The 23074-nt window shown below is 68.5% G+C and carries 23 protein-coding genes; 1 reads left to right on the plus strand and 22 read right to left on the minus strand.

The genetic code is table 11. The features are described from left to right. Position 1: 1 nt before the first annotated feature. The 15 genes from A5694_RS06820 to A5694_RS06890 all read right to left on the minus strand — a co-directional run bounded on the left by A5694_RS06820 (position 2) and on the right by A5694_RS06890 (position 15539). Positions 2-703 (minus strand): hypothetical protein, encoded by a 702-nt coding sequence (locus A5694_RS06820; RefSeq protein WP_064921075.1) that lies wholly within the window; start codon positions 701-703, stop codon positions 2-4. Continuing rightward, positions 670-1215: a hypothetical protein gene (locus A5694_RS06825; RefSeq protein ID WP_064921076.1), complete on the minus strand. Its 546-nt coding sequence runs from the start codon at positions 1213-1215 to the stop codon at positions 670-672. The genes A5694_RS06820 and A5694_RS06825 overlap by 34 nt, the downstream gene beginning before the upstream one ends. Next, positions 1212-2156: an RDD family protein gene (locus A5694_RS06830; RefSeq protein ID WP_064921077.1), complete on the minus strand. Its 945-nt coding sequence runs from the start codon at positions 2154-2156 to the stop codon at positions 1212-1214. Before A5694_RS06830 ends, A5694_RS06825 begins: the two co-directional genes overlap by 4 nt. Further along, positions 2153-2806 (minus strand): hypothetical protein, encoded by a 654-nt coding sequence (locus A5694_RS06835; protein ID WP_064921078.1) that lies wholly within the window; start codon positions 2804-2806, stop codon positions 2153-2155. Before A5694_RS06835 ends, A5694_RS06830 begins: the two co-directional genes overlap by 4 nt. Then, on the minus strand, positions 2776-4368 hold the full coding sequence (locus A5694_RS06840) for an MCE family protein (protein WP_064921079.1): 1593 nt from the start codon (positions 4366-4368) through the stop codon (positions 2776-2778). Before A5694_RS06840 ends, A5694_RS06835 begins: the two co-directional genes overlap by 31 nt. Then, positions 4362-5513, minus strand: a complete 1152-nt coding sequence (locus tag A5694_RS06845) for an MCE family protein (RefSeq protein WP_064921080.1) — start codon at positions 5511-5513, stop codon at positions 4362-4364. The genes A5694_RS06840 and A5694_RS06845 overlap by 7 nt, the downstream gene beginning before the upstream one ends. 17 nt (positions 5514-5530) lie before the next feature. Then, entirely contained in the window at positions 5531-7096 is a 1566-nt protein-coding gene (locus tag A5694_RS06850; RefSeq protein ID WP_064921081.1) for an MCE family protein, read from the minus strand. A 6-nt stretch (positions 7097-7102) separates the two neighbouring features. Further along, positions 7103-8701 carry a virulence factor Mce family protein gene (locus tag A5694_RS06855; RefSeq protein WP_064921110.1) on the minus strand — a complete coding sequence of 533 codons (1599 nt, stop codon included), beginning with the start codon at positions 8699-8701 and terminating at the stop codon, positions 7103-7105. Further along, a complete protein-coding gene (locus A5694_RS06860; protein ID WP_064921082.1) occupies positions 8698-9726 on the minus strand; it encodes an MCE family protein in 1029 nt (342 codons plus the stop codon). The genes A5694_RS06855 and A5694_RS06860 overlap by 4 nt, the downstream gene beginning before the upstream one ends. Next, a complete protein-coding gene (locus tag A5694_RS06865) occupies positions 9723-10937 on the minus strand; it encodes an MCE family protein (RefSeq protein ID WP_064921083.1) in 1215 nt (404 codons plus the stop codon). Before A5694_RS06865 ends, A5694_RS06860 begins: the two co-directional genes overlap by 4 nt. A 5-nt stretch (positions 10938-10942) precedes the next feature. Beyond that, positions 10943-11812 carry an ABC transporter permease gene (locus tag A5694_RS06870; RefSeq protein ID WP_064921084.1) on the minus strand — a complete coding sequence of 290 codons (870 nt, stop codon included), beginning with the start codon at positions 11810-11812 and terminating at the stop codon, positions 10943-10945. 1 nt (position 11813) lies between these two features. Further along, positions 11814-12551 (minus strand): MlaE family ABC transporter permease, encoded by a 738-nt coding sequence (locus tag A5694_RS06875; RefSeq protein ID WP_109401185.1) that lies wholly within the window; start codon positions 12549-12551, stop codon positions 11814-11816. A gap of 299 nt (positions 12552-12850) precedes the next feature. Continuing rightward, entirely contained in the window at positions 12851-14470 is a 1620-nt protein-coding gene (fadD5, locus tag A5694_RS06880) for a fatty-acid--CoA ligase FadD5 (protein WP_064921086.1), read from the minus strand. 87 nt (positions 14471-14557) lie between these two features. Beyond that, the gene (locus A5694_RS06885; protein WP_064921087.1) at positions 14558-14998 is read right to left on the minus strand and encodes an SRPBCC family protein; all 441 of its coding nucleotides are present in this window, start codon (positions 14996-14998) and stop codon (positions 14558-14560) included. A gap of 79 nt (positions 14999-15077) precedes the next feature. Then, positions 15078-15539 (minus strand): acyl-CoA thioesterase, encoded by a 462-nt coding sequence (locus A5694_RS06890; protein WP_064921088.1) that lies wholly within the window; start codon positions 15537-15539, stop codon positions 15078-15080. Positions 15540-15553: 14 nt separating this feature from the next. Between A5694_RS06890 and A5694_RS06895 the strand changes: the two genes are divergently transcribed. Continuing rightward, positions 15554-16666, plus strand: coding sequence for an alcohol dehydrogenase catalytic domain-containing protein (locus tag A5694_RS06895; RefSeq protein ID WP_064921111.1), 1113 nt, complete (start codon positions 15554-15556; stop codon positions 16664-16666). On the opposite strand, the gene A5694_RS06900 is transcribed toward A5694_RS06895, so the two are convergent. Genes A5694_RS06900 through A5694_RS06930 form a run of 7 tightly spaced genes read right to left on the minus strand, consistent with a single transcriptional unit; the run spans position 16647 to position 23067 of the window. Then, entirely contained in the window at positions 16647-18128 is a 1482-nt protein-coding gene (locus tag A5694_RS06900; RefSeq protein WP_064921089.1) for a flavin-containing monooxygenase, read from the minus strand. The two genes, A5694_RS06895 and A5694_RS06900, sit on opposite strands and share 20 nt — an antisense overlap. Beyond that, positions 18110-18850, minus strand: a complete 741-nt coding sequence (locus tag A5694_RS06905) for an SDR family NAD(P)-dependent oxidoreductase (RefSeq protein ID WP_064921090.1) — start codon at positions 18848-18850, stop codon at positions 18110-18112. The genes A5694_RS06900 and A5694_RS06905 overlap by 19 nt, the downstream gene beginning before the upstream one ends. Further along, positions 18847-19602: an HpcH/HpaI aldolase family protein gene (locus A5694_RS06910; RefSeq protein WP_109535620.1), complete on the minus strand. Its 756-nt coding sequence runs from the start codon at positions 19600-19602 to the stop codon at positions 18847-18849. Before A5694_RS06910 ends, A5694_RS06905 begins: the two co-directional genes overlap by 4 nt. Further along, the gene (locus A5694_RS06915; protein ID WP_064921091.1) at positions 19599-20567 is read right to left on the minus strand and encodes a zinc-binding dehydrogenase; all 969 of its coding nucleotides are present in this window, start codon (positions 20565-20567) and stop codon (positions 19599-19601) included. Before A5694_RS06915 ends, A5694_RS06910 begins: the two co-directional genes overlap by 4 nt. A 3-nt stretch (positions 20568-20570) precedes the next feature. Next, complete coding sequence (locus A5694_RS06920) at positions 20571-21797, minus strand: cytochrome P450 (protein ID WP_064921092.1); 1227 nt, start codon at positions 21795-21797, stop codon at positions 20571-20573. Beyond that, complete coding sequence (locus tag A5694_RS06925) at positions 21794-22510, minus strand: hypothetical protein (RefSeq protein WP_064921093.1); 717 nt, start codon at positions 22508-22510, stop codon at positions 21794-21796. The genes A5694_RS06920 and A5694_RS06925 overlap by 4 nt, the downstream gene beginning before the upstream one ends. Beyond that, positions 22510-23067 carry a hypothetical protein gene (locus tag A5694_RS06930; protein WP_082952551.1) on the minus strand — a complete coding sequence of 186 codons (558 nt, stop codon included), beginning with the start codon at positions 23065-23067 and terminating at the stop codon, positions 22510-22512. The genes A5694_RS06925 and A5694_RS06930 overlap by 1 nt, the downstream gene beginning before the upstream one ends. Positions 23068-23074: the final 7 nt, after the last annotated feature.

The raw sequence follows: 23074 nt of genomic DNA on the forward strand, positions 1-23074 counted from the left end.
GTCAGCTCTGGAACCGTGGCGTCAGATCCAGCGAGGTGATCGTCGGCATCCTCGTGACCACCCAGCGGTTGTGGTCGCGTTTCATGTGCAGCCGGTAGGTCAGGTACTTGATCTGCGGGATGGTCTTGGTCAGTTCGCTGGTGGCCGAGGTGTTGACGATGATCGCCGGCGCCGTCGTCGGAGCGACGCTGACGCATGCCTTCGTGGCGCCGGTGATCGCCCTGGCCGCGGCCGTGCTCTCGGCGATCGCGTCGATGAACTTGCGATACTGGGCTTCCAGGTCGCCACTGAGGTAGATCGACGCCCGGTCCGGCAGCGTGTCCATGTTCTCCGGCGTGTAGTTCCACAGCGTGTGGATCGCTCGGGCTGCGGTCCGGGCGATGTCCAGTTTGGTGGCCACCTCCGCCCGGTCGATCAGATAGGGCTGGGCTGCGGCCGCCGCGAAGGCCGCGGAGCCGACGAACAGCGCCGCCGCCGCTGCGACCGCGATTCGGATGCCGGCCTTCCGGCGCCCGGGGCGGGCCTCCGCCGTCGTCTCGGGTTCACCCGCGGCCTCGGTCTCGGCGTCGGCGTCGGGATCCGCCTGGGTGTCGGCTTCGCCGTCGGCCTCCACGCCGGTGGCCTCGGCCGCCGACTCGGCGTCGTCGGCGGATTCGGCGGCGGGATCGGTCACAGCACCTGGTTCAGATTGCTGATCTTCCACTGGTCCCCTTCCTTCTGCGCCGTCGCCAACCAGCGAGTCGCGACCTTGACATCCTGTTTACCGTCCGGCGACTTACCGCTGTTCTCGACGGCCACCAGCATGCTGACGCTGCCGTCGTCGTTCCACCGCTCCACCCCTGCCGCGATCACCGTCCCGGCGGTCGGCTCACTGCGCGCCACCGCGACCAGGATCTGATTGGCCTTGTCCTGGTATTGCTGGGCGAACTCCCCGGTGGCGTGGTCGAGGACGCTGTTGAGGTAGTCGTTGGCATGGAACGGATCCGGTGAGGTGAACATCGTCATGAACGATTCGACCGCCGCCAGCGCCTCGACATCGCGTAGGGCGGCGCGCCGGTGTTGCTCATGGGTGACCAGCGTGGCGGCGCAGACGGCGATCGCTGCGGCGGCGGCCAGCAGCGCACTGCCGATCACCGTCGGCAGCCGCCGGTCAGGCACCTTCCGCTCCGCGAAGAGCGGCTTGGCGTCGGCCTGGACGCGCCGCCGCGGGCTCATTTGTCCCCCTCGGCGGGCAGCGGCTTGCTGACCACCGACAGGTCGTCGACACGCCAGTTTCCGGCCGCTTCGGCGAACACCACCCGCACGGTGGCGCTGATCAAACGCTCCTTGCCGGGTGTGCCGCGCTGGCCCTGCAGGAACATGAGCATCGTCGCGCGGTGCGCCGTGGCGTCGAGCACCGCGGCATCGGTCACCCGGTAGAAATTGGGAACCGGCGTCGCGTTGCGGATCGCGTCCAGCTGGGGCACCAGCTGCTCGCGGTACTTCTCGGTGGCCAGTGACTGCGCACGGTCGAAGTCGTCCTGCAACGTCGCCGGGTCGTAGGACAACATGTCCGCCACGATCTTCGGGCCCTGCCGGGCGATCTGGACCCGGGCCAGATCCGAGTTGTGCTCACCCCGGTAGACCACCGCGTAGGCCGCGCCCGCCCCGGCCGTACTTAGGACGGCCGCGGCCACGAAGACCGCCATCACCTTCCCCCGGATGCGCGCCGGTGGCCGGCGCCGTGCCGGCCGAACCTCGGTGCGCGCCACCAGGTCGGCGAAGGTCCGCCCCCGGCGGTCCCGTAGCGGCCAGAGCCAGCCGGCGAACACGGCGTCGAGCAGGTGCGCCCCTTCGCGCAGCAACAGCCGTCCAGCGCCCACAGCGCCGGTGTTCTCGCCGGTGCGCGTCACCTCGAGTCCGGCGAAGGCGCGGCCCAGGCTCCACCCGGTGATCACCGGCAGCAGCACCCGGTTGACCGCGGTCGCCAGGATCACCACCCCGATGACCGTCATGGCCAGCCACCACCACGCCCCGCCCCGCGGGAAGCACATCGCCACAAGAACCATCGCCGCCACCACGACCGCGCCCGGGAGCAGGTCGATCCCGAAGGCGATCAGGCGGTGACGCCACCGCGCCGGAGGGCTGACCGGCACGGCGTCAACGGCTTCGGTCACCGGGCCACCTGATCGAGCTTGCCGATCCGGAACTGGCCGTCCTCCCGGACCATCTGGGCGCGCAACCGGTAGCCGGCCTCGCGGCCCTTGGCCTCGACGTTGTCGACCTTGATCCGGAATGCGACCAGGATGTCGATCGAGCCGTCCGGATTGTTGCGTTCCACCGCGGCACCCATCTCGGTGAGCTCGACGTGGACTTTGGCCGCCTGATAGGCAGGCGGAAGGATCTGGGCGTACAGCGCGGCCTGGGTGCGGAATTCCCCGGCCGTGCAGTTGATCATCTTCTGCTGGGCCAACGCCACATCGCCCGGATCCGGGGCCTGGGTCGCCAGCACGCAGGTTTTCGCCGCCTCGATGGCTTCGGCGTTGTCGCGGGCCATCGCCTGACTGGCAGCGTGGTCACGCAGGGCCTGGTAGCCGACCGCCGACAGGCCGGCGGCCAACAGCACCAGCAACGCACAGATCCCGATCAGCGCGCGCCGGCCGAGGCGGGACGGCGGGCCGGCGTCTGCCCCGTCGGCCGGGACCGCGTCGGTCGTAGCCGCTTGGACTGCGGTGTCCTCGTCCGTCGACGCTGCGGTATCGGCGGTGTCTGCGGTCTGCTGCTCCCCGTCCGTGCTCACCGGAACGGTGCCAGCATCCCCTTCCATGCGTCGTCTCCTATGTTCATCGAGTTCTCGACGGAGTATTCGACGCCGTCCGGCCCGACCGCCTGGCCACTCTGCGGATTGTAGATTGCCGCTGGTCCGCCGGCCGGGGTGTAGATGCAGGGGTTGGGCTGTTGCCCGTTGCACTGCACGCTACCGGTGCCCGGCCGGGTCAGCGGGTCGTTGAGCGGCGGTGGTGTCGGTGGCACCATATCCGCCGGCAGCGGGTTGAGGCCGGTGTTGACCGACGGCGCCGGGATCACGTGGCCCGGCTCGACCGGCTGGTCACAGCGCGCGCCCAGCGCCGGGCAGTTCCGGATCTGGTTCGGGTCGCCGTACCAGGGGTTGGTGCCCATCGGGATGTACGGCTTGTCGCTGCGGCATTCCTTGGGCGTCGGGGCCCGCTTGCCCGGCACGTCCACACATGGGATGTTGCGCACGCCGCGGACGTTGTTGGCCGGGGTGTCCTGCGGAATCCGGCAGGCGACGTCCGGCAGCTCGGCGGGGCTGGTGTCGGCGAACGCCCGCCATTCCGAGGCTGGCAGGTAACCGGTCAGGCACGGCGGCGGATAGTTCAGGCTCAGACCCGGAACCGGCACCGGGAAGACCGGGCCGGGGAACGCGCCCAGCGCCACGCCCAGTGACGCCCGCCCCGGGAAGGTCGAGCTGACCGTCTGGATGATCGATCCGGCCTGGGGCAGGAACACCAAGACCTGCTCGGTGTTGCGGTTGTAGCGCCGGGCCATCTCGGTCAGGATGGCCGCGTTGGCCATCAGCTGCGGCAGCGAGTCCTTGGTGTCGTTGAACACCGTGTGCACCTGGTCGATCAGCGGCGGCAGGTCCGAGAGGATGTGCTTGGCCGTCTCATCTCTGCTAGCCGCCTGCGCACCGAGAATGTTGAGGTTGCGCGCCCACTGGTGGATGGCATCGCCGGAGTCGACCTGACTCTCGATGATCGGTGCCGACTTGTTCACGACGTCGTTGACGTCGGCGAGATTCGACTTGAAGTCACTGACGATCAACTGGGTGGAATCGACCAGCCGCTGCAGGGCCGGGCCCAACCCGCCGACGGCGGTCGCCGTCTCGTCCAGCAGCGCCGAGATCTTGCCGGCCGGCAACGCGGCCAGACCACGGTTGGCGGTGTCCAGTGCCGGGCCGATGGCGGCCGGCACCGTGCCCTTGGTGATGGTCTGGCCCGCTTTCAGGTACTGCCCCGGGTTATCGGTGGACACCAGGTCCAGGTACTGCTCACCGATCGCCGAAACCGAATGCACATTGGCGGTGGCGTCGACGGGGATCTTGTACTTACTGGAGATCTGCATCGTCGCCTGCGCGCCCGTCTCGGTGGGCTCGACGGCGGTGACCCGGCCGATGATGGTGCCGCGGTAGGTCACGTTCGCGGTCTTGTACAAACCGCCGGCCTCGGGCAGATTCGCCTTCAAGGTGTACTGGCCGAGGCCCGCCATGGTCGGCAACCGCAGGTAGTAGATGCCCAACACCAGCAACGCCGCCGTCGTCAGGACGGTGAAGATGACCAGTTGACGTTTGATCGCAGGTTTCAGCAATTCCGGTCAGCCCTTTCCACATACGGACCGCCGGGTGCGGTAGCGGGGTTCGGCGTGTACCGCACGTCCGGAATCATCTTCTCGGGGTCGTGGCCGAAGGACTGCTCCAGGGCGCGCAGCATCCCGGAGAAGCCGGTTCCGGTCAGGATCGCGTTGTCGATGGACGCGTAGGTCAGGTCGACCACCAGCGAGGTGTTGATGAAGTCGCCGCGGACCGCCTTGAACGCACCGTCGACGTGATACGGCGCGGTGATCATCACCTGCATCAGGTCGGGGATGTAGGGCGACGCCTTGCGGAGTTCCCGCGCCGGGCACTGGAACGAGGTCAGCACCTTGTGCAGATCGGACCGCGCGGGAATGATCTGCTCGTTGACCTGGGTGCCCATCGCGCCCAACGCGTCGACCGCGTTGATGAAGATCTGCTGCTGGGCGTTGAAGTACTTGAACAGCGGCGGGAAGTCGTTCAAGGCCTTCTCGATGCTGTCGTTGTGCGCACCGAAGTAGCTCAGCAGCCGGTTGGACGAGTCGATCGCCCGGGTGATGTCCTCACGCTGGTCGTTGAGGTTGCCGATGAACGTGTCCAGTTTGGTCAGGAAGGCCCGGATCTGATCGGCCCGCCCGTGCGACAGCGCAGCGAACTCCGTGGTGATGGTGTCCAGGTCGGATAGCCCGCCGCGCTGCAGCAGCAGTGCGATACCGGCCAGCGTGCGTTCGATCGTCGGGTACGACGACGAGTTGTTCAAGGCGATGGTGTCGCCGTTGCGCAGTTCGCCCTCCGGGTTCGGCGGCGACGTCAGCTCGATGTGTTGCGAACCCAGCAAGCTGGTCTGGCCGATCTTCGCCGTGGCGTTGCGCGGCAGATGGACGTCCTTGTTCAGCTTCAGCTTCAGCGTCGCGATCCAGTTCTTCAACTCGATCCGCTCCACCGCGCCGACGAAGACGTCGGCGACCAGGACCCGGCTGTTGCCGTTGAGCGCCAGCGTGTCCGGCACCTGGACATAGACGGTGTAGGCGCCCGGACCACTGCCGGGGCCGCCCGGCAACGACACGTTGGCGATACCGCGCCAGCTGCTGCACGACGTCAAGGTCAGGGCGGCCATCAGCAGCACCAGCCCCTGCCAGCTGCGCCGGCTGACCGTCTTCATCGCAGTCCTCCGTCTCATCAGCCCTCACCCCGCGGGGGAAGCGGCGCCACCGGGCCGGGTATCACGTTGGGTCCCGGCGGGGGCGGCGGGATCGGAGCCACCCCGGGAGGCTGGCCGATGAACGGCAGCGGACCGGGAGCCTCGTCGTAGGAGTTCGGCGGGCCGGGCGGCGTCTGGTACTGCGACTGGACCGGCGCCGGGTCCGGGCCGCCCATCAACTGCGCCAGCGACTCCGGGGTCAGCAGCCGGGCGGTGTCGTGGCCGGGCTCCACGCCCTGCATGCCCGGTGCGGTGATCCACCCGGGTTGGGTGTTGCGGTGCGAGAACGGGGTGTCGGGCACCCAGATACCCGGAACGGTGGTGTCCTTGTACCCCGGGGGCGGCTGCAGCCGCGGCTCGGAGTAGGCGATCTGCTTGGGCGTGGTGAAGGCGCTGGTCCAGATGTTGATCCCGAACGGCAGATAGTTGAACTTGATCGCATCGGCCACCGGAGCCAGGTACTCGGCACACAGTTCGGCGGAGTCCTGGTAGCCCAGCCGGCTTCCGGCCTGGATCGCGCTGCAGATGAACTCCATCGGGTTGGCGAAGTTCACCAGCACCGGGGACCCGAGGACCATGCCCTGCGCCGGGTGGTAGATCTCGCCGGTCGCCGCCAACACGTTCGGCAGGATGTGCAGCGAGGTTTCGAAGCCGTCCAGCGGGTCCGGTTGGGTGATCGCGGTCGTGATCTTCTCGACGTTGTCGATGTTGCGGACCAGCAGGTCGGCGTTCTGGTTGAGGAACGCCTTCACGATCGTCATGGTCGCGTAGAACTGGTCGGCGGCGCGCGCGAGTTCCTGGTCGGTGCCGGTCAGGTTGTTGGTGAACTTGGCCAGGTCCCGGTTGAGCGCGACGAACTGTTGGTCGTTGTGGTCGAGCGCCTTGACGAACAGTGACAGGCTGCGCACCACGGCGAAGAAGTCGCCGCGCCCCTTGTTCAGCGCGGTCAGCGCCTCCGACAAGTTGTTGAACGCGGTGTTGATCTGCTGGCCCTTGCCGCTCAACCCGTCGGCGAACGACTCGATGGCGTCCCCGATCGGCCCCTTGGGCTGTTCGGGCGTCGGCCCCAGCTTGTTGATGATGTTGGTGACGTCGTTGCGCAGCGTGTCCCACTCCACCGGGACCTCGGTGCGTTCCTCGGGGATGACGGCCTTGTCGGCCAGCACCGGCCCGCCCCGGTACGGCGGCTCCAACTGGATGGTCCGCGAGGCGACCAGGGTCGGGTTCAAGATGATCGCCTTGGCGTCGGCGGGAACCTTGTACTTGTTGTTGAAGTGCAAGGTGACCTTCATCTTGTCGCCGGCCGGCTCGATCTTGTCGATCGCGCCCACCCGGACCCCCATGATCTGCACCGCGTCGCCGGGGTAGAGCGCGTCGGTCTGGGGGAAGTAGGCGACCACGGTGGTGCTGTTGAGCTTGCGGAACAGCTGCACGCCGCCGAAGCCGGCCAGCAGCGCCAGCACCAGCAGCAGTGATCCGACGATCACGGTCGCCCGCGACCGTTCGGGCAGTCGCAGGTTGCGAACATCAAAGACGGTACTCACGTCCGGCTACCTTCCCTCCAGTGAGCCGCCGCCACCGCCGGGCTGGCTGTTTCCGCCTTCACCGGGGGTGATGAACGGCGCCGGCAACTGGTTGCCCGGTCCGGGCGGAGCCGGCGGGCCAGGTGCCCTGGGCGCCGGAGGAGGCGCCGCGCCCGGGTTGGCCGGAGCCGGCCCGGGCATCGGACCCATCGGTTCGGAGCGCGCGCCGGGGTTGGCGTCCGGCATCGGCACCGGGGTGCCCGGCACCACCGGCGGCGTCTCGCCCGGCCGGCCGGCGATCGGGATCCCCGGGGACGACGGCACGCCGTCGGGGTTCGGCGGTGAGAACAACACGTCGACCGGACCCGGGTACGGGCCGCTCGGGCCGAACGGCCCGGAGTTCGGATCCAGGTTCGCGCAGGGCAGCGGGTTGCCCGGTGTCGGGAACATCCCGGCCGCCGGTGCATACGAGCACGGTGAGCCCGGCGCGACCGCCGGCCCGGGGTGCTCGGGTGTGCCTTCGAGGACTTGCGGGGCGGGCGGCGGGGCACCGTTGGCGAACCGGGTTCCGTTGGGGTCGGGGTAGCGGAACTCCGGCAGTCCGGCGTTGCGCCAGAACTCCTCCGGCGAGATGCCGCGCTTCTTGAACGCGGCATCGACCCACGGCTGCAGGATCCAGAACGGGATGAGGTTCAAGGTGGAGACCTTGAAGTACGGCCCCGATGCCACCGCGTCGTTGACGATGGTCAGGTACCTGCCCAAGATGGTGAACATCTCGCGGAGATCGTCTTGCCGGCGCACCAGCATGTCGGTGATGTTGGCGGCCTCTTCGAACACATGCCGCAGATCCAGGCCCGGGTTGTCGCGGACCAGGCCCTGAACCTGTTCGCCGAAGTAGGCGATGTTTCCCAGCAACGCCGAGATCGCCTGGCTGCGTTGGTTGAACGCGGCCAGCAGGGTCTGGGTGTTGCGCAGCAGCGCGTCGACCTGGTCGCTGCGGTCGCCGATCACGGCCGCGACCTGATTGGCCTGGGCGAGCAGGTGGGTGATCTCCTCGTCACGCTTGCCGACGGTGTCGGAGAACTTCGCGACACCGTCGAGCGCGGCGCTCAGGTCGGGGTAGGTCTCATCGACGGTCTCCGAGAGCACCTTCAGCGACTTCTTGACCGTGTCGATGTCCCACCCGGACGCGGCTTTGGTGACGTCGAAGACCGCATCGTAGAGCTGATACGGCGTCGTGCTCTGACCCAACGGCAGGACGCCCCCCGGCGCGATCCGGCGCTCGCCTTTGGGCTCGATCGCCAGAATCTTTTTGCCCAGGATGGTGTCGGTCTTGACCCCGATCCGGCTGTCACTGCCGATCGGGTGGGCGCCGACCGAGAACTTCACCAGCACGTGGTCGTTCTCGATCGACAGGTCCTGGACCTTGCCGACGTCCACACCCGAGATGCGCACCTTGTCACCGGCGTTGAGCCCGCCGGTGTCGGCGAGCTGCCCGTAATAACTCGGCTCGGCGAAGAGCATCGGCGCGGTGGTGAAGCTCTGCCCCACCAGGGTCACCAGCGCCGTCGTGACGACGCCGATGATGCCGATCCGTGCCCGGTTGGGCGGTTCCAGGGTCCTCACTGCGGCGTGCACCTCCCCGTCGGTTGCTGCCACAACCGGACATTGCGCACCGGCCCGCCTGGCTGCAATCCGGGAAGCTTGATCGTCGCGTCGCAGATGTAGAAGTTGAAGAAGTCGCCGTAGACACCGGTGCGCCCGATCAGCTTCAGCGCCCGCGGAATCTTCTGCAGCAGTTCATCGATGTCGTTGAGCCGGTCCGGCGGCTCTGGCCCGGCCACCGGGAACAGGCTGTGCAACTGCTGCCGGTTGTCGGCCAGCAGATCGGCCAGATTGCCGGCGGCATTGCCGAATTCGGCGGTGCCGTTGGCCAGGCCGGTGTTGTTCGCGTTCAAGCCCTTGACGAGTTTGTCGAAGTTGTCGACGGTTTCGTCGAACGTCTGGCGGTGGCGCACCGCGGTGTCGAGCACCACGTTCAGGTTCTTGACCACCTCACCGATCGCGGCATCCCGCTCGGCGATGTGTGAGGTCAGCTGGGCGGTCTGCTCCAGGATGTCGTTGATGGTGCCGCCCTGGCCCTGGAAGACGGTGACGATAGTCGACGCGATGGTGTTGATCTTGTCGGGATCCAGCGCACGGAACACCGGCTTGAAGCCACCGATCAAGGCGTCCAGGTCCAGTGCCGGCTCGGTGCGGGACGACGGGATGAATCCGCCGACCGGCAACCGCTGGTCGGCCCCTTCGCCCTCGCCCCGCTTGAGCTCCAGGTAGCGGTTACCGATGAGGTCGGAGTACCGGATCTGCGCGGTGGTCGACTGGAACAGCGGCACGGAACGGTCGACGTTGAAATCCACCACCACCCGACGCCCGCCGTCGACCAGGCGCACCTTTTTGACCTTGCCGATCTCCACGCCGGAGGCGCGCACGAACTGTCCCTGGCGCAGGCCGCTGGCATTGGTGAATTCGGCCGAATAGCCGGCCGTCCGGTCGAATCGGACCTGGCCGAACACCACGACCAAGCCGACCGTGAAGAGCAGCAGCACCGAGCCGACGGCGCCGAGTTTGATAGCGGTTCTGGTGATGTTCATGGGTTGATCGTGTTATCCCCGACTTGGCGACCCCAGACGTAATCAACGGCGAAGGGCGATCCGGTATCAAAGTGGTTGTAGGGCGCTTGGCTGACTCCGGTGTCGGCCACCAGGTAAGGCGCCGGCCAGAAGTCGTGGGTGATCTCCTGCCAGCAGCCCGGCGCGCCGCCGGGTCCACCGCGGGCGTTGTAACGCGGCAGGTTATCGGGGTAGATGTACGGGTTGGCCGGACCGACCAGTTCACTGACCGTGTCGAGCGCGTAACCGTCACCGCCGCCAAGGAATTGGTAGACCTTGGGGGCGCCCTGCGCGAGGTTGCGGATGGCGCAGAACAACTCCGGGCTGTACTCGTCCAGCAGCGCCGACACCGGAACCAGATCGGAGAACTGGGCCCGGAAGTACGGCCCGAACCGCTGAGTGACGTCCGCCCCCAGGTTGCCCACGCCGGCAGCGCCCAGCAGTGCGGCGTCCAGTTCCTTCTGCTGGTTGGTGATCGTCTTGACGGTGACGACCGAGGTGTCCAGGAAGCCGACCAGGTCCGGCGCGCCGTCGGCGTAGACCTCACCCAGGGTCGCGAAACCCTTGAGGTCGCGGCGGAACGACGGCATGTACGCGTTGGCGTCGTCGAGAATCTTGTTGCCGTTGACCAGGGATTCGCCGAGCTTGTCGCCGAGCCCGGTCAACGCCTCCGCGGCGGCGTGCAACGTCAGGTTCAGTTTGATCGGGTCGACGTGCTCGGAGAGGTTGTTGACCGTCTCGAACAGCGTGTTGAGCTCGGTGGTCACCGAGGTCGCGATGATGTGCTTGGCGGTGATGCGCTCCGGTGAGGGGTGCTCCGGCGCGGTCAGCGACACGTACTTGTTGCCGAACAGCGTGGTCGCCAAGATGTCGGCTTTGACATTCGACGGGATCAGCTTGAGGTACTTCGGGTCCACGTCGAGGGTGAACTTGGCCGCCGGCTTGTCGTCGTACTCCGTCGGCGCGATGTTGGCCACCCGCCCGATCTGGACGCCGTTGTACGTGACCGGCCCGCCCGGGTCCATCACCAGACCGGCACGCGGCGCCACCATGGTCAGCGACGTGGTCTTGGTGAAGGCCCCGCGGAACTGGCCGTACACCAGCCCGGCGATCAGCGCCAGGACCGCGAAGGTCACCACTCCCGCCACTCGGTATGGCGGGTTATGCACCTTGTTCTGCTTCCCGGTTGCCATGGCCGTCACATCGTCAGGTTGAAGTTGGGGTCGACGCCGTAGAGCGCCAACGCTGCGAGCAGGACAACCGTGGGCACCGTCACCAGCGACAGTCGCATGGACTGGCCGACGGCGCTGCCGACACCGACCGGGCCACCGCTGGCATTGAAGCCGTAGTAGCAGTGGGTGACCATGACCACCACCGCGATCAAAATGGTTTCCAGAAACGACCAGAACACGTCGTCGGGACGCAGGAAGGTACGGAAGTAGTGCTCGTAGGTGCCCGAGGACTGACCGAAGAACAAGGTGGTGACGATCTGCGGTGAGGCGAACGCCATGATCAGCGCGAGCGCGTACAGCGGGATGATCACGGTGAAGCCGGCCACGACCCGGGTCGACACCAGGTAGGAGATGGAGTTGATGCCCATCACCTCAAGGGCGTCGATCTCCTCGCTGATCCGCATCGCGCCGAGTTCGGCGGTGGCTCCGGCTCCCACCGTGGCCGCCAAGGCGATGCCGGCGTTGACCGGGCCGACGACGCGGACGTTGACCAGCGCCGCCGCGAAACCGGTGTAGGTCTCCACCCCGATGTTGCCCAACGAGGTGAAGCCCTGGATCGCGATCAGTGAGCCGCCGGCCAGCATCACGAAGCCCATGATGGCCACGGTGCCGCCGATCACGGCCATCGCGCCGGTGCCCATCCCCAACTCGGCGACCAGGCGCAGGGTCTCGGTGCGATACCGGCGCAGCGCCCAAGGGATCTGCCGCATGGCGGTCAGCGAGAACCAGCCCAGCTGACCGCTCTTCTCCAGGGAGCGCCCTGCGGCCCCGACGTAGCGCTGATAGTTCGCGATCAGGCCGGGAAACCGGCCCCGCAGCACTGCCGATGTCGACATGTCAGGTCCCCGTTCCGAACTTCACGCCGATGGTGGTCAGCACCACGTTCACGGCGAACAGCGCGAGCACGCAGAGCACCACCGTCTCGTTGACGGCGGTGCCGAGTCCCTTGGACCCGCCCCGAACGGTAAGACCCCGATAACAACCGACCAAGCCTGCGATAAGACCGAAGACGCTCGCCTTGACGGTTGAGATGACGACTTCGGGCAGGCCGGTCAGCAGCGTCAGCGTGGACAGGTAGGCGCCGCCGGACACGTTCTGCAGGTAGACACCGAACAAAAAGCCGCCGGCGAGGCCGATCACGATCACCAGCGCGTTGAGCAGCAAGGCGACCACGGTGGCGGCGATGACCCGGGGCACCACCAGCCGATGGATCGGGTCGATCCCGAGCACCTCCATCGCGTCGATCTCCTCGCGGATGGTGCGCGCGCCCAGGTCCGCGCAGATCGCGGTGGAGCCGGCGCCGGCGACCACCAGCACGGTGACCAATGGCCCCAGCTGCGTAACCGCGGCGATGCCTGCGCCGGCGCCGGAGACGTCGGCAGCACCGAACTGCGCCAACAGAATATTCAGGGTGAAGACCAACAGCACGGTCAGCGGGATGGCGACCGCGATGGTCGGAATGATGGCGACGCTGGTGATGAACCAGCCCTGTTGCAGGGTCTCGCGCCACTGGAACGGCGGCACGAACAGTGCCCGCGCGGTCAGTGCACACATCCGGAAAAACCCGCCGACCATGACCAGCGGCGGCACCAGCCGGTCACGGGCGAAATCAGCCAGGCGGGGACGTGCAGGAGCCGTCACAACACCCCCCTCACCGGAGACCCCGCGTTACGACGCAGCAGGGGATCGCGTCGCACAGTGTCTCTCCGTCCGTCCATGTGTTCCTACGAGACCCGCGTCACCTTAGCGGCCCAACGTGCCGTTGGCGACCATCGGACCATACCTGATGGCCGCGTGAGAGTGGCATCGATTCGGTGCAACGTGCGCAGGTTTCCTACCGGACAGTAACGTGCCGCCACCTCACCGGTCGTGGTCTAGGCGGTATCGCTTGCGGCGGTGACCGACTCCGATCCGGGGGCGCTGCCATAGCGGCTCCGCAGCTCGGTCTTGAGCACCTTGCCGGCCGGGTTTCGCGGCAGAGCGTCGACGATCTCCAACCCTTTCGGGTGCTTATAACGCGCCAGTCGCTCGGTCAGATAGTCGTCGAGATCGGCCAGGACCAGATCCGGCCGGGTGACCGCGGCGACGGCGATCGGGACCTCGCCCCACCGCTCGTGCGGGCGGCCGATCACGGCGACCTCGGCGATGTCGGGATGACCGGCCAGGACGTTTTCCACCTCGGCGCAGTACACGTTCTCCCCGCCGGAGATGATCATGTCCTTCTTGCGGTCGACCACCCAGACGTAGCCCTCGGCGTCCATCCGGACCAAGTCCCCGGAGTGGAACCAGCCGCCGGCGAAGGCCTCGGCGGTGGCCTCCGGGTTGTTCCAATAGCCGCTCATCAAGGTGGGCGCCCGGTAGACGATCTCACCGACCTCACCGACGGCGACATCGTTCATGTTCTCGTCGACCACCCGCGCGGCGACGGTCGGAATGACGGTGCCGACCGATCCGAGCTTGCGGATGGCGTCCTCGCCGAGCAGCATGCAGGTGACCGGCGACATCTCGGTCTGCCCGAAAGCCGCCAGGATCTTGGTGCCCGGAAAGGTCTCCGCCATCTGCCGCAGCAGCGCATCGGAGGCCGGCGCCGCGCCCCAGGACATGGTCCGTAACCGGATGTCGCGCGGCTTGGCCCGTTGTTGGGCGCAGACCGCCTGCCACTGCGCCGGCACCAGGAAGATGCCGGTGACCTTCTCGGCGGCCAGCACATCGAGCAGTTGACCGGCGTCGAACGCGCCGAGCGCGTTGATCACCGTCGGGATGCCCAGCCACATCCCCGGCAGCAGGTTGCCGACGCCGGCGATGTGAAAGAACGGCACCCCGATGAACGCGACGTCGCCGGGGCCGGTGCCGGCGGTGTAGAGCGCGGTCATGGCCTGGCCGGTGAGGTTGGTGTGGGTGAGCACCGCGCCCTTGGGCCGGCCGGTGGTTCCCGAGGTGTACATGATCAGCGCGGGCGAGTCATTGGGGATGTCCACCGGCGCGTGCGGCTCACCGGTCTCGGTGATCAGGTCCTCGTAGCCGATCAGACCGTCGGTGTCATCGCTGGCCGCATCACCGGCCACCACTACCGTTTCCAGCAGGCCGGTCAGCTCGCGCACCCCGGCGGCCACCGGCACCAGCGCCGTCTCGGTGATCAGCACCCGCGCCTCGCAGTCGGTGACCAGGAACGCCAGCTCCGGCGGGGTGAGCCGGAAGTTCACCGGGACGGCGATCGCGCCCAGCATGTTCGCGGCCAGCACCGCCTCGACGAACTCGGTGCGGTTGAGCATCAGGATCATCACCCGGTCGCCGAAGCCGACTCCGCGGCGGCTGAGCGCATCGGCCAGCGCGCCGACCCTTTCCCGCAGCTGCGCCCAGGTGGTGGTCTGGCCGAGGAACCGCAGCGCCGGGGCGTCCGGTTGCATCAGGGCGTGCCGGTCCAGTTGGTTGACCCAGTTCTGGCGTCGCGCGCGGTAGGGCTGCTCGGCGGGATCGACTGTCAGATGGGTCAATTCGGATCTCCCGCTTCGTGACGACACTGTGCGGACGGCGCCGACCCGCTGCACCCGGCTCCGCCGCGTTTGCGATCGACGCTGAGGCTAACCCGCCGCCAGCTCTTCGGCGCGCCGTTTGAGATTGTCGGCCAGATACTCCAGGGCGTTGTTGACGGCCTTCTTGACCATCGGCTTGGGCACCGCCATCTCGGTCTCGATGTCCATGTCGACGGTGAGCAGTGAGGTGGCGCCCATTTCGACCACCGAGAACAACTGCTCCTGCTTGGTGAACAGGTCGCCCTGCTGGAGCACGGTCTGGATCTGGGTGCCGCTCGGGTAGTAGACGGCCTGGATGAAGGTGCCGTCGAAGCCGGAGTACGACGCGTCCAGCCGCAGCTGGCTGGGCCGGCCGTCGGCGTAGCGGGCCAGCACCCAGATGCCCTTGACCTCGTCGTTCCACTGCGGGTACGCCTCGAAGTCCGCGACGATCCCCATGATGGTGGCGGCGTCGGCGGCGACTTCGACGGTCTTGCTCACAAGCGGCACCCGCCGAGCATAACCACCGCCGAGACCGGCGTTTTGCAGGCGTCCACTCGCAGTTTGGCTGCCAAACGTCGGTTTCGCGCTACACCTGCGCGGTGGCCAGCAAGGCCCGGATGCCCTCGGGGATCGGCACCGGCCGCCGGGTGCTGCGGTCGACGTAGACGTGCACCCAATGTCCGAGCGCGGCCAACGGAGCGGCGGTGTCACCGGCGCTGGGGGCCCGGAACACCGCGAGCCGATAGGTGACGCTGCTGCGCCCCAGCCGGGTGACCGCCAGGCCGACCGCCAGCCGGTCCGGGAAGCCGAGTTCCCCCAGAAAGCGGCAGCCCGACTCCGCCACCACCCCGAGTTCCGGCATCGCGACCGGGTCCAGGTCTGGCACGTTGGCGGCGATCCAGCCGTTGATCGCGGTGTCGAACAGTTGGTAGTAGACCGCGTTGTTGAGGTGACCGAACATGTCGTTGTCGGCCCAGCGGGTCAACACCGGCCAGTGCACCGGAAAGTCCTGGCTGGTCAACCCTTCCGGCGCTGGCGGCGAACTCATGGTTGTATTCCAACATGGTTGCCATCCGCGGCGCGGTGCTGGAGCGGATCGGGGCGCCACGACCGTATGCCCGGTCTCGGCCGCTCACGGTGACAGAGCTGGACCTGGCGCCGCCGGGCCCGGGGGAGCTGCTGGTCCGGGTGGAAGCCGCCGGGGTCTGCCACTCGGATCTGTCGGTGGTCGACGGCAACCGGGTGCGGCCGGTGCCGATGCTGCTCGGCCACGAAGCGGCCGGCATCGTCGAGGCGATCGGCGCCGGCGTCACCATCGCGCCCGGGCAGCGGGTGGTGCTGACGTTTCTGCCGCGGTGCGGGCAGTGCCCGGCGTGCGCCACCGAGGGCCTGACCCCGTGCGGGCCGGGCACCGCGGCCAACGGCGCCGGCACCCTGCTCGACGGCGGGATCCGGTTGCGCCGGGCCGGGCAGCCGGTCTTCCACCACCTCGGTGTCTCCGGTTTCGCCACCCATGCGGTGGTCAGCGCGGCCAGCGCCGTGCCGGTGCCCCACGACGTTCCCCCGTCGGTGGCGGCGCTGCTGGGATGCGCGGTGCTGACCGGTGGCGGGGCGGTGCTCAACGTGGCCCGCCCGGTGGCCGGGCAGACGGTGGCCGTGGTGGGGCTCGGCGGGGTCGGCATGGCGGCGGTGCTGACCGTGCTGGCGCACGACGGTGTGGATGTGATCGCGATCGATCAGCTCCCCGAGAAGCTCGCCGCGGCCAGTGGTCTGGGCGTGCAACGCACTTACACCCCGCAGCAGGCCGTTGACGCCGGGGTGCGCGCTCCGATGGTGATCGAGGCGGTCGGTCATCCGGCGGCGCTGCAGACCGCGATCGATCTGACCGCCCCCGGGGGCCGCACCATCGCGGTGGGCCTGCCTGCACCCGATGCCCGGATCAGCCTGTCCCCGCTGGGTTTCGTCGCCGAGGGTCGCTCGCTGATCGGCAGCTATCTCGGGTCGGCGGTGCCCGCGCGCGACATCCCGAAATTCGTCGCGCTGTGGCGCGCCGGCCGGCTGCCGGTGCAGCAGCTGGTGTCGGCGACCATCACCCTCGACGACATCAACGAGGCGATGGACCGGCTCGCTGACGGCGCCGCGGTGCGCCAGGTCATCACGTTCGGCCAGGCCTGACCGGGTCGGGTTCGAAGACGAAGTCGCCGGCCCGGAACCGTCGGGTCATCGCCCAGAACGCACCGGCGCTACGCGGCCACTGGGTGACCACCCGGCCGTTGGCCGCGCGGAAATAGTTGCTGCACCGGGTGGTCCAGACCGTGCCGTGCATCCAGCGGTCGATCTTGGCGATGAAGTCGGCCAACGCGGCGGGCCGCACCGCGACATAGGTGTGGCGTCTGCGCCGCAGGTACCGCAGCACCCGGACGATGTAGCGCGCCTGGGCTTCCAGCACGAAGATGACGCTGTTGGAGCCGACGTTGGTGTTGGGTCCATACAGCATGAAGAAGTTGGGGAACCCGGGCACCGCCATGCCCAGGTAGGCGCGCGGCCCGTCGCGCCACGCCTGCCGCAGACTGCCGCCCTCGCCCACCACCTCGATCTGACCGAGGTAGTCCGCCGCGGCGTATCCGGTGGCGCAGACCACCACGTCGACCTCGCACTCGGTGCCGTCCTCGGTGACCAGGGACCGGGACCGCAACGCCTTGGCCGGGCTGGTGACCACCTCGACATTGGGCCGACCCAGCGCGGGCAGGTAGTCCGAGGAGAACACCAGCCGTTTGCAGCCCAGCGGGTGGTCGGGGGTCAGCATGGCGCGGAGCCGCGAGTCGCTGATGCTGGTGTCCAGCAGGGCGCGCGCGGTGGCGGTGAACGCAGCCGTCTTGTCGCTGCCGTTCTCGATCACCGCGATGTTGGCCTCGCTGCGCAGCCATAGCCGAATCCGATACAGCCGCTTGGCCAGTGGGATGCGGGTGAACACCCAGTGCTCGCGGGCGGTGTAGCGGCGATCCGGTTTCGGCAGGATCCAGGTCGGCGACCGCTGCACCGAATAGACCTTCTCGGCGACCCGGGCCAGCTCCGGCACCAGCTGCGCCGCGGTCGAACCGGTTCCCAGCACCGCGATTCGGGCGCCGTCGAGTCGCACCGAATGGTCCCAGCGCGCCGAGTGCATCACGGTGCCGGTGAACGGCTGCTCCTCGGCAAGGTCGGGCAGCACTGGCTGGGTGAACAGGCCGACCGCCGAGACCACGAAGCGGTACCGGTACTCGGCGCCGTCGCTGGTGGTCAGGCACCACTGACGACGGTCTTGCTCCCACCGGGCGGAGCGGATCTCGGTGCGCAGCATCAGGTGCGGCCCGAGACCGTGCTCGGTGGCGCAGCGTTCGAAGTAGGCCAGGATCTCGGGTTGCTTGGACCACTGCCGCGACCAGTGCGGGTTGAGGTCGAACGAGTAGGAGTACAGGTGCGATTTGACGTCGCACGCCAGCCCCGGATAGGTGTTGATCCGCCAGGTGCCGCCGACGCCGTCCTCCCGGTCGAAGATGGTGAAGTCGGTAAAGCCGGCGCGCCGCAACAGGATTCCCAGCGCGAGCCCGCCCGGCCCGGCGCCGATGATGCCGATGTTCACCGGATCTGCAGGCATTGGCCACCGTCCACGACGAGTTCGGCGCCGGTGATGAACGACGCCGCATCAGAGACCAGGAACGACACCGCGTCGGCCACCTCGCCCGGGCGGCCGAGCCGACCGGTCGCGGCCACCGCGGCAAGCCGCTGTTGGGTGGTGTCATCGAGCATCGGCGTGGCGATCGGCCCGGGAAACACCGCGTTGACCCGTATCCCGGTCGGGGCGAGCTCGGCGGCGACCGTCTGGGTCAGCCCGCGCAACGCCCACTTCGACGACCCGTAGGCGGCGTGCTGCGGGAAGGGCCGGATCGCCCCGGTGCTGCAGGTGTTCACGATGGCGGCGCCCTCGGCGGCGCGAAGTTGCGCCAGCGCCGCCTGGATCCCCAGGAACGGGCCCAGACAGTTGACCCGCCAGGCGCTTTCGAAGCCGCCCGGGGTCTCCTCGGCGATCGCCGCCCGGTGCAGGATGCCGGCGTTGTTGATCAGCGCGGTCAGCGCCCCGAAGCGAGCTACGGTCGCGGCCACCGCGGCCTGCCACTGCGGCGGGGAGGTCACATCGAGCGGAAGCCCGATCACCGCGTCGTCGACCCGGCCGGCACGGCTTTGCAGGGCGGCCGCCAATTCCGCTTCATCGATGTCGCAGGCGGCGACGGCGAACCCGTCGGCGCGCAGCCGTTCCACGATCGCCCAGCCCTGCCCGCGGGCGGCGCCGGTGACCAGGGCGACCCGTGCGTGCGTCATTCGTGGCTGCCCCGAGCCTCGTTGAGATGCTCGAGCGCCCCGCACCGCAGCGCCTGGGCTTCGGCGGCCAGCGTGATCATCTGATAACCCAGCCCGGCCAGCATGCGTCCGGCCGCACCGGATCCGCCGTGGATCGCGGCGATGACCCCCGCCGCCGACGCCGCGCGCTGGATCCGGGTCATCGCCTCCCGTAGGCCGGGGTGGGTGGTGGCCTGCGCTACCGGCACCCCCATCGAGATCGCCAGATCGGCGGGCCCGACGTAGACTCCGGCCAGCCCGGGCACCGCACAGATCCGGTCCACATCGGCCAGGGCGGCGGCGGTCTCGATCATCGCGAACACCTCCGCGCGTGATTCGAGAGCGGACAGGTCGCGGCCCAGCGCGGGCCGCAACGGACCGAAGCTGCGGACCCCGTCCGGCGGGTACCGCGTGGCGGACACCGCGGCCGCCGCCTGCTCGGCGGTCTCGATCAGCGCGATGATGACCGCGTCGGCCCCGGCGTCGAGCACCCGGCCGATCGGCGCGGCATCCGCATTCGGCAACCGCACCGCGGTGGCGATCGGCAGGTGTTCGATCTGGCGCAGCATGCCGGCGATCGCGGCGTCGTCGAGGTAGCTGTGCTGGGCGTCGAAACCCACGTAGTCGTAGCCCGCCCGGGCGAATTCCTCCGGCCCCAGCACCGTGGGCCCGGTGATCCAGCCGCCCCACAGCGGTGTCCGGTCGCCGAGGGCGGCCCGCAACGCGGGCATCATGCGACGATCGCGATCTTGACCCGATCCGGTACCGGACGGGTCGCCAGTTCGAACGCGGCCTGCACGTCGTTGCAACCGAAGATGTGGGTGACGTAGTCGCCCAGTAGTGCGGGCTGCTCGGCGGCGAACCTACCGGCGGCCTCCAGCATCCGCGCGCGGTCGCGGGTCACCCCCGATATCAACGTCAGGTTGTTGCGCAGCATCGTGCGCATGCTGATCGGGTAGCTGTCGTCGTCGGGAACTCCGAAGTACAAGACGGTGCCGCCGGGCGCGACGGCTTCGATGGCGTGGCTCAAGGTGGCGACCTGGTGGCCGACCGCCTCGATCACGATCTCGGGGCGGTCGTCGGCATCGAGGCGCTGTACCCAGCGATCGCTGGTGGACCGCACCGCGGTGTCGACGCCGAAGGCGGCTGCGACGGCGCGCCGGTCGACGGGGTCGACGCCGGTGACCCGCCGGGCGCCCGCGGCGTTGGCGACCGCACTGAACAGCAGGCCGATCGAGCCCTGGCCGAGCACCGCCACATGGCGGCCGGCCAGGTCGGGAAGCTGTTCGACGGCGTAGAGCACACAGGCCAGCGGTTGCAGTCCCACCGCCTGCGCGGGCGCCAGCGCCGGGTCGTAGCGGGCGAGTCCGTCACCGTCGGCGATGACCCGCTGCATCAGGCCGTCGAAACCGGATGCCCACCCGACGACCCGGTCGCCGGGGCGGTGCCGCGGATGCCGGCTGGCGAGCACATCCCCGACGATCTCGTGGATCGGGAAGCCGTTCTTCTCCGCCGCGCTGGCACCGCTGTCCCCCGGCAGCCGGCCCTGCGCCCCACGGAACGCGGGCAAGTCGCTGCCGCACACCCCGGCGGCGACGAAGGCCAGCAGCACCTGCCCGTCGCCGACCTGGTGCTCGGTGAGGTCGGGGACCTCGATCCGCTCGAATTGGTAAGGGGCGATCAGCCGGTGGGCCCACATGGCTCAGACCTCCACCGGGATGGTGTTCCAGCCCCACTGGAAGCTCGACGGCAGCCTGGTCGCCCCGTCTTCGACGATGCGGTAGTCGCCGACGCGGCGCAGCCATTCGGCCACCAGCACAGTGACTTCGAGGCGGGCCAGGTGGTAGCCGATGCAGAAGTGCTGTCCACGGCCGAACGCCAGCGATCGGGTAATCGGGCGATCCCAGTGGAATTTGTCGGGGTCGGGGTACTGGCGTTCATCGCGGCTGGCCGAGGCCAGCAAGGTGATGATGCGCTGCCCCGGTGCGATCGTGGTGTCGTGCACCGTGAACGGTTTGCGGGCGGTGCGCGCAAACCATTGCGCCGGAGCGCAGTAGCGGATCATCTCCTCGCGGGCTTGTTCCACTCTGTTCAGGTCGGCGCGCACCGCGGCGAGCTGCTCGGGTCGCCGCGCCAGCTCCCACAGCCCGTGCGCGACGATCTTGGGCACCGTCTCGGTACCGCCGATGAAGATGCACAGCAGTTGTGTTGCCGCTTCGACGTCATCGAGCGCACGGCCGTCCGGTAGCCGGTAGTGCAGCATCCCGTCGACGATCGGCAGGTCGTCCTGCCGATGCTCGGCGCGCCGGGCTTGCACGGCCGGGATGAGGTATTCCAGGTAGTTGGGCCGCGCGGCGGCGGTGTCGACCCCGCTGCCGGCCTGCGCGAGGCTGCCGGCGTTCACCGCCGCCAGCACGTCGGCGGCGAGCTCGAGGGGGATGCCGAGTAACTCGCAGACCACTTGGGCCACCACGATTCCGCCGTAGTCACCGGTCAGGTCGAAGCTGCCCTGTGGCAGCAGCTCATCGAGCCGTTGATTGGCCAGCGTGCGGATCCGGTCCGCCCAGTCGTTCACCGACCGGGGCCGAAATGCCGGTGACTGCAGCCGGCGGATGTCGTCGTAGATCGGTTTGTCGAACACCGCGTGGAACGGCAGGGGGTGCAGCGGGGGATCCGGCACCGGTCCGCTGTTGTGGTGGGCCAGGACGTTGGCCGCGGGCAGCGTTCCCTCGGAGGCGACGAACGTGCCGTCGCTGACCGCGAGCACCTCCCAGATGTCGTCGAATCGGGAAAGCGCGTACAGGTCCCATTTGGGCACGTAGTACACCGGGTGGTGATCGCGCAGCACGCGATAGTACGGCAGCGGGTCGGCCATCACCGCCGGGTCGAACGGATCATACGAGAAGTCCGGAGGCGCAGCCGTTTTCATTCGGCGCCACCCTGGAGCGGACACGGCGGCAGCGCCTGCAGGATGGCGTCCTCCCAGCCGTCCCGCAGTGCCGGCGCCATGCTCATCCAGGTGACGATCTCAGCCGGCGGTTGATCCTTCCAGGACGGGTAGTGCTGCGCGAAGCAATCCCAGTCGCCGTCGAGCGCCCAGTAGTGGATGACCTCGTTGAAACGGAACGTGGTGGTGAACGAACCGAGCCAGCGTTTGCCGGTGCGTTCTGACCATGGCACGTACAGGCGCTCCAGTTCCCGGATGTAGTCGTCCTGGCGGCCGGGCTTGGTCTGCATGATCTCCTGGATCACCAGGGTGGCATCGAAGTCGATGTCGCGCAGCTGTGCCAGGGTCTTGTTGTGCGGGCCGGGATACATGATGCGGCCCTCCCCGGATGCGCCGATGCCGGTGAGGTACTTCGCCCACTCGGTGGCGGTGTGCTCATGGCTGCCACCGCGGCCCTGCGCCCGCCCGATGCGGGCGTAGTCGGCGAAGGCGTCGATCTCCCAGAGGATCGTGACCTGCGGCCAGTGACCGTTGTAGCGGGTGGTCTCCCATAGCCCGAACAGCCGCGCGCCCAGCTCGCTCATCATCGGCTGGTAGAGGTCGGTGAACGCGCCGGTGAATTCGGCGCTCCCGCCACGGCCAAGCTCGATGGTCTCGTGCAGATACAGCAGCGTGTGGTCGTAGTGTTTGCGCATCAATCGACCGGCACCAGATCGGAACGGACCGGCAGGCAGCGCTTCTGGTCGCTCCGGAACATCTCCGGCGCGTCGATTCGGCCGTCGGCCGGGGCGTCGGCGGCCAGCAGGGCTTGCCGTTTGAAGGCGCGCCCTGCCACGGTGAGCACGTGCCGCACGGCGCAGAGGCGGTGATTCACCGCCACCGGCCCGCTTTCGCCCCACAGGACGACCTCGGTCACACGGCACCGCAGCGCCGCCTGCACCCGCTGGCGGATCCGGGGATCTCTGGCGGACGCGTCGGCGGCGACAGCCAGGCCGTGTCCGGCCACGTCGCCGGTCGCTGCGGACAGCTCGGCCTCCAGGTCGGCGGTGTGCACGCCGAGGATCTGCAACGCCCGGAGGTTCTGGTGCGCCGGCACCATCACGGTGACGTCCCACCCGGTGGCCACCCGGTGATACAGCCACCCGCCGGCCGCCTGCACCAGCGCGGTGACGTCGAGTGCCATGACATCAAGGTGATAGCGCAGATGCGGCTCCTCGGACGGCGGGTCCAGCGCCGCAGCGGTGCTTGTCATCGCATCA

Source organism: Mycolicibacter sinensis (assembly GCF_001667945.1).
Lineage (GTDB): Bacteria > Actinomycetota > Actinomycetes > Mycobacteriales > Mycobacteriaceae > Mycobacterium > Mycobacterium sinense_B.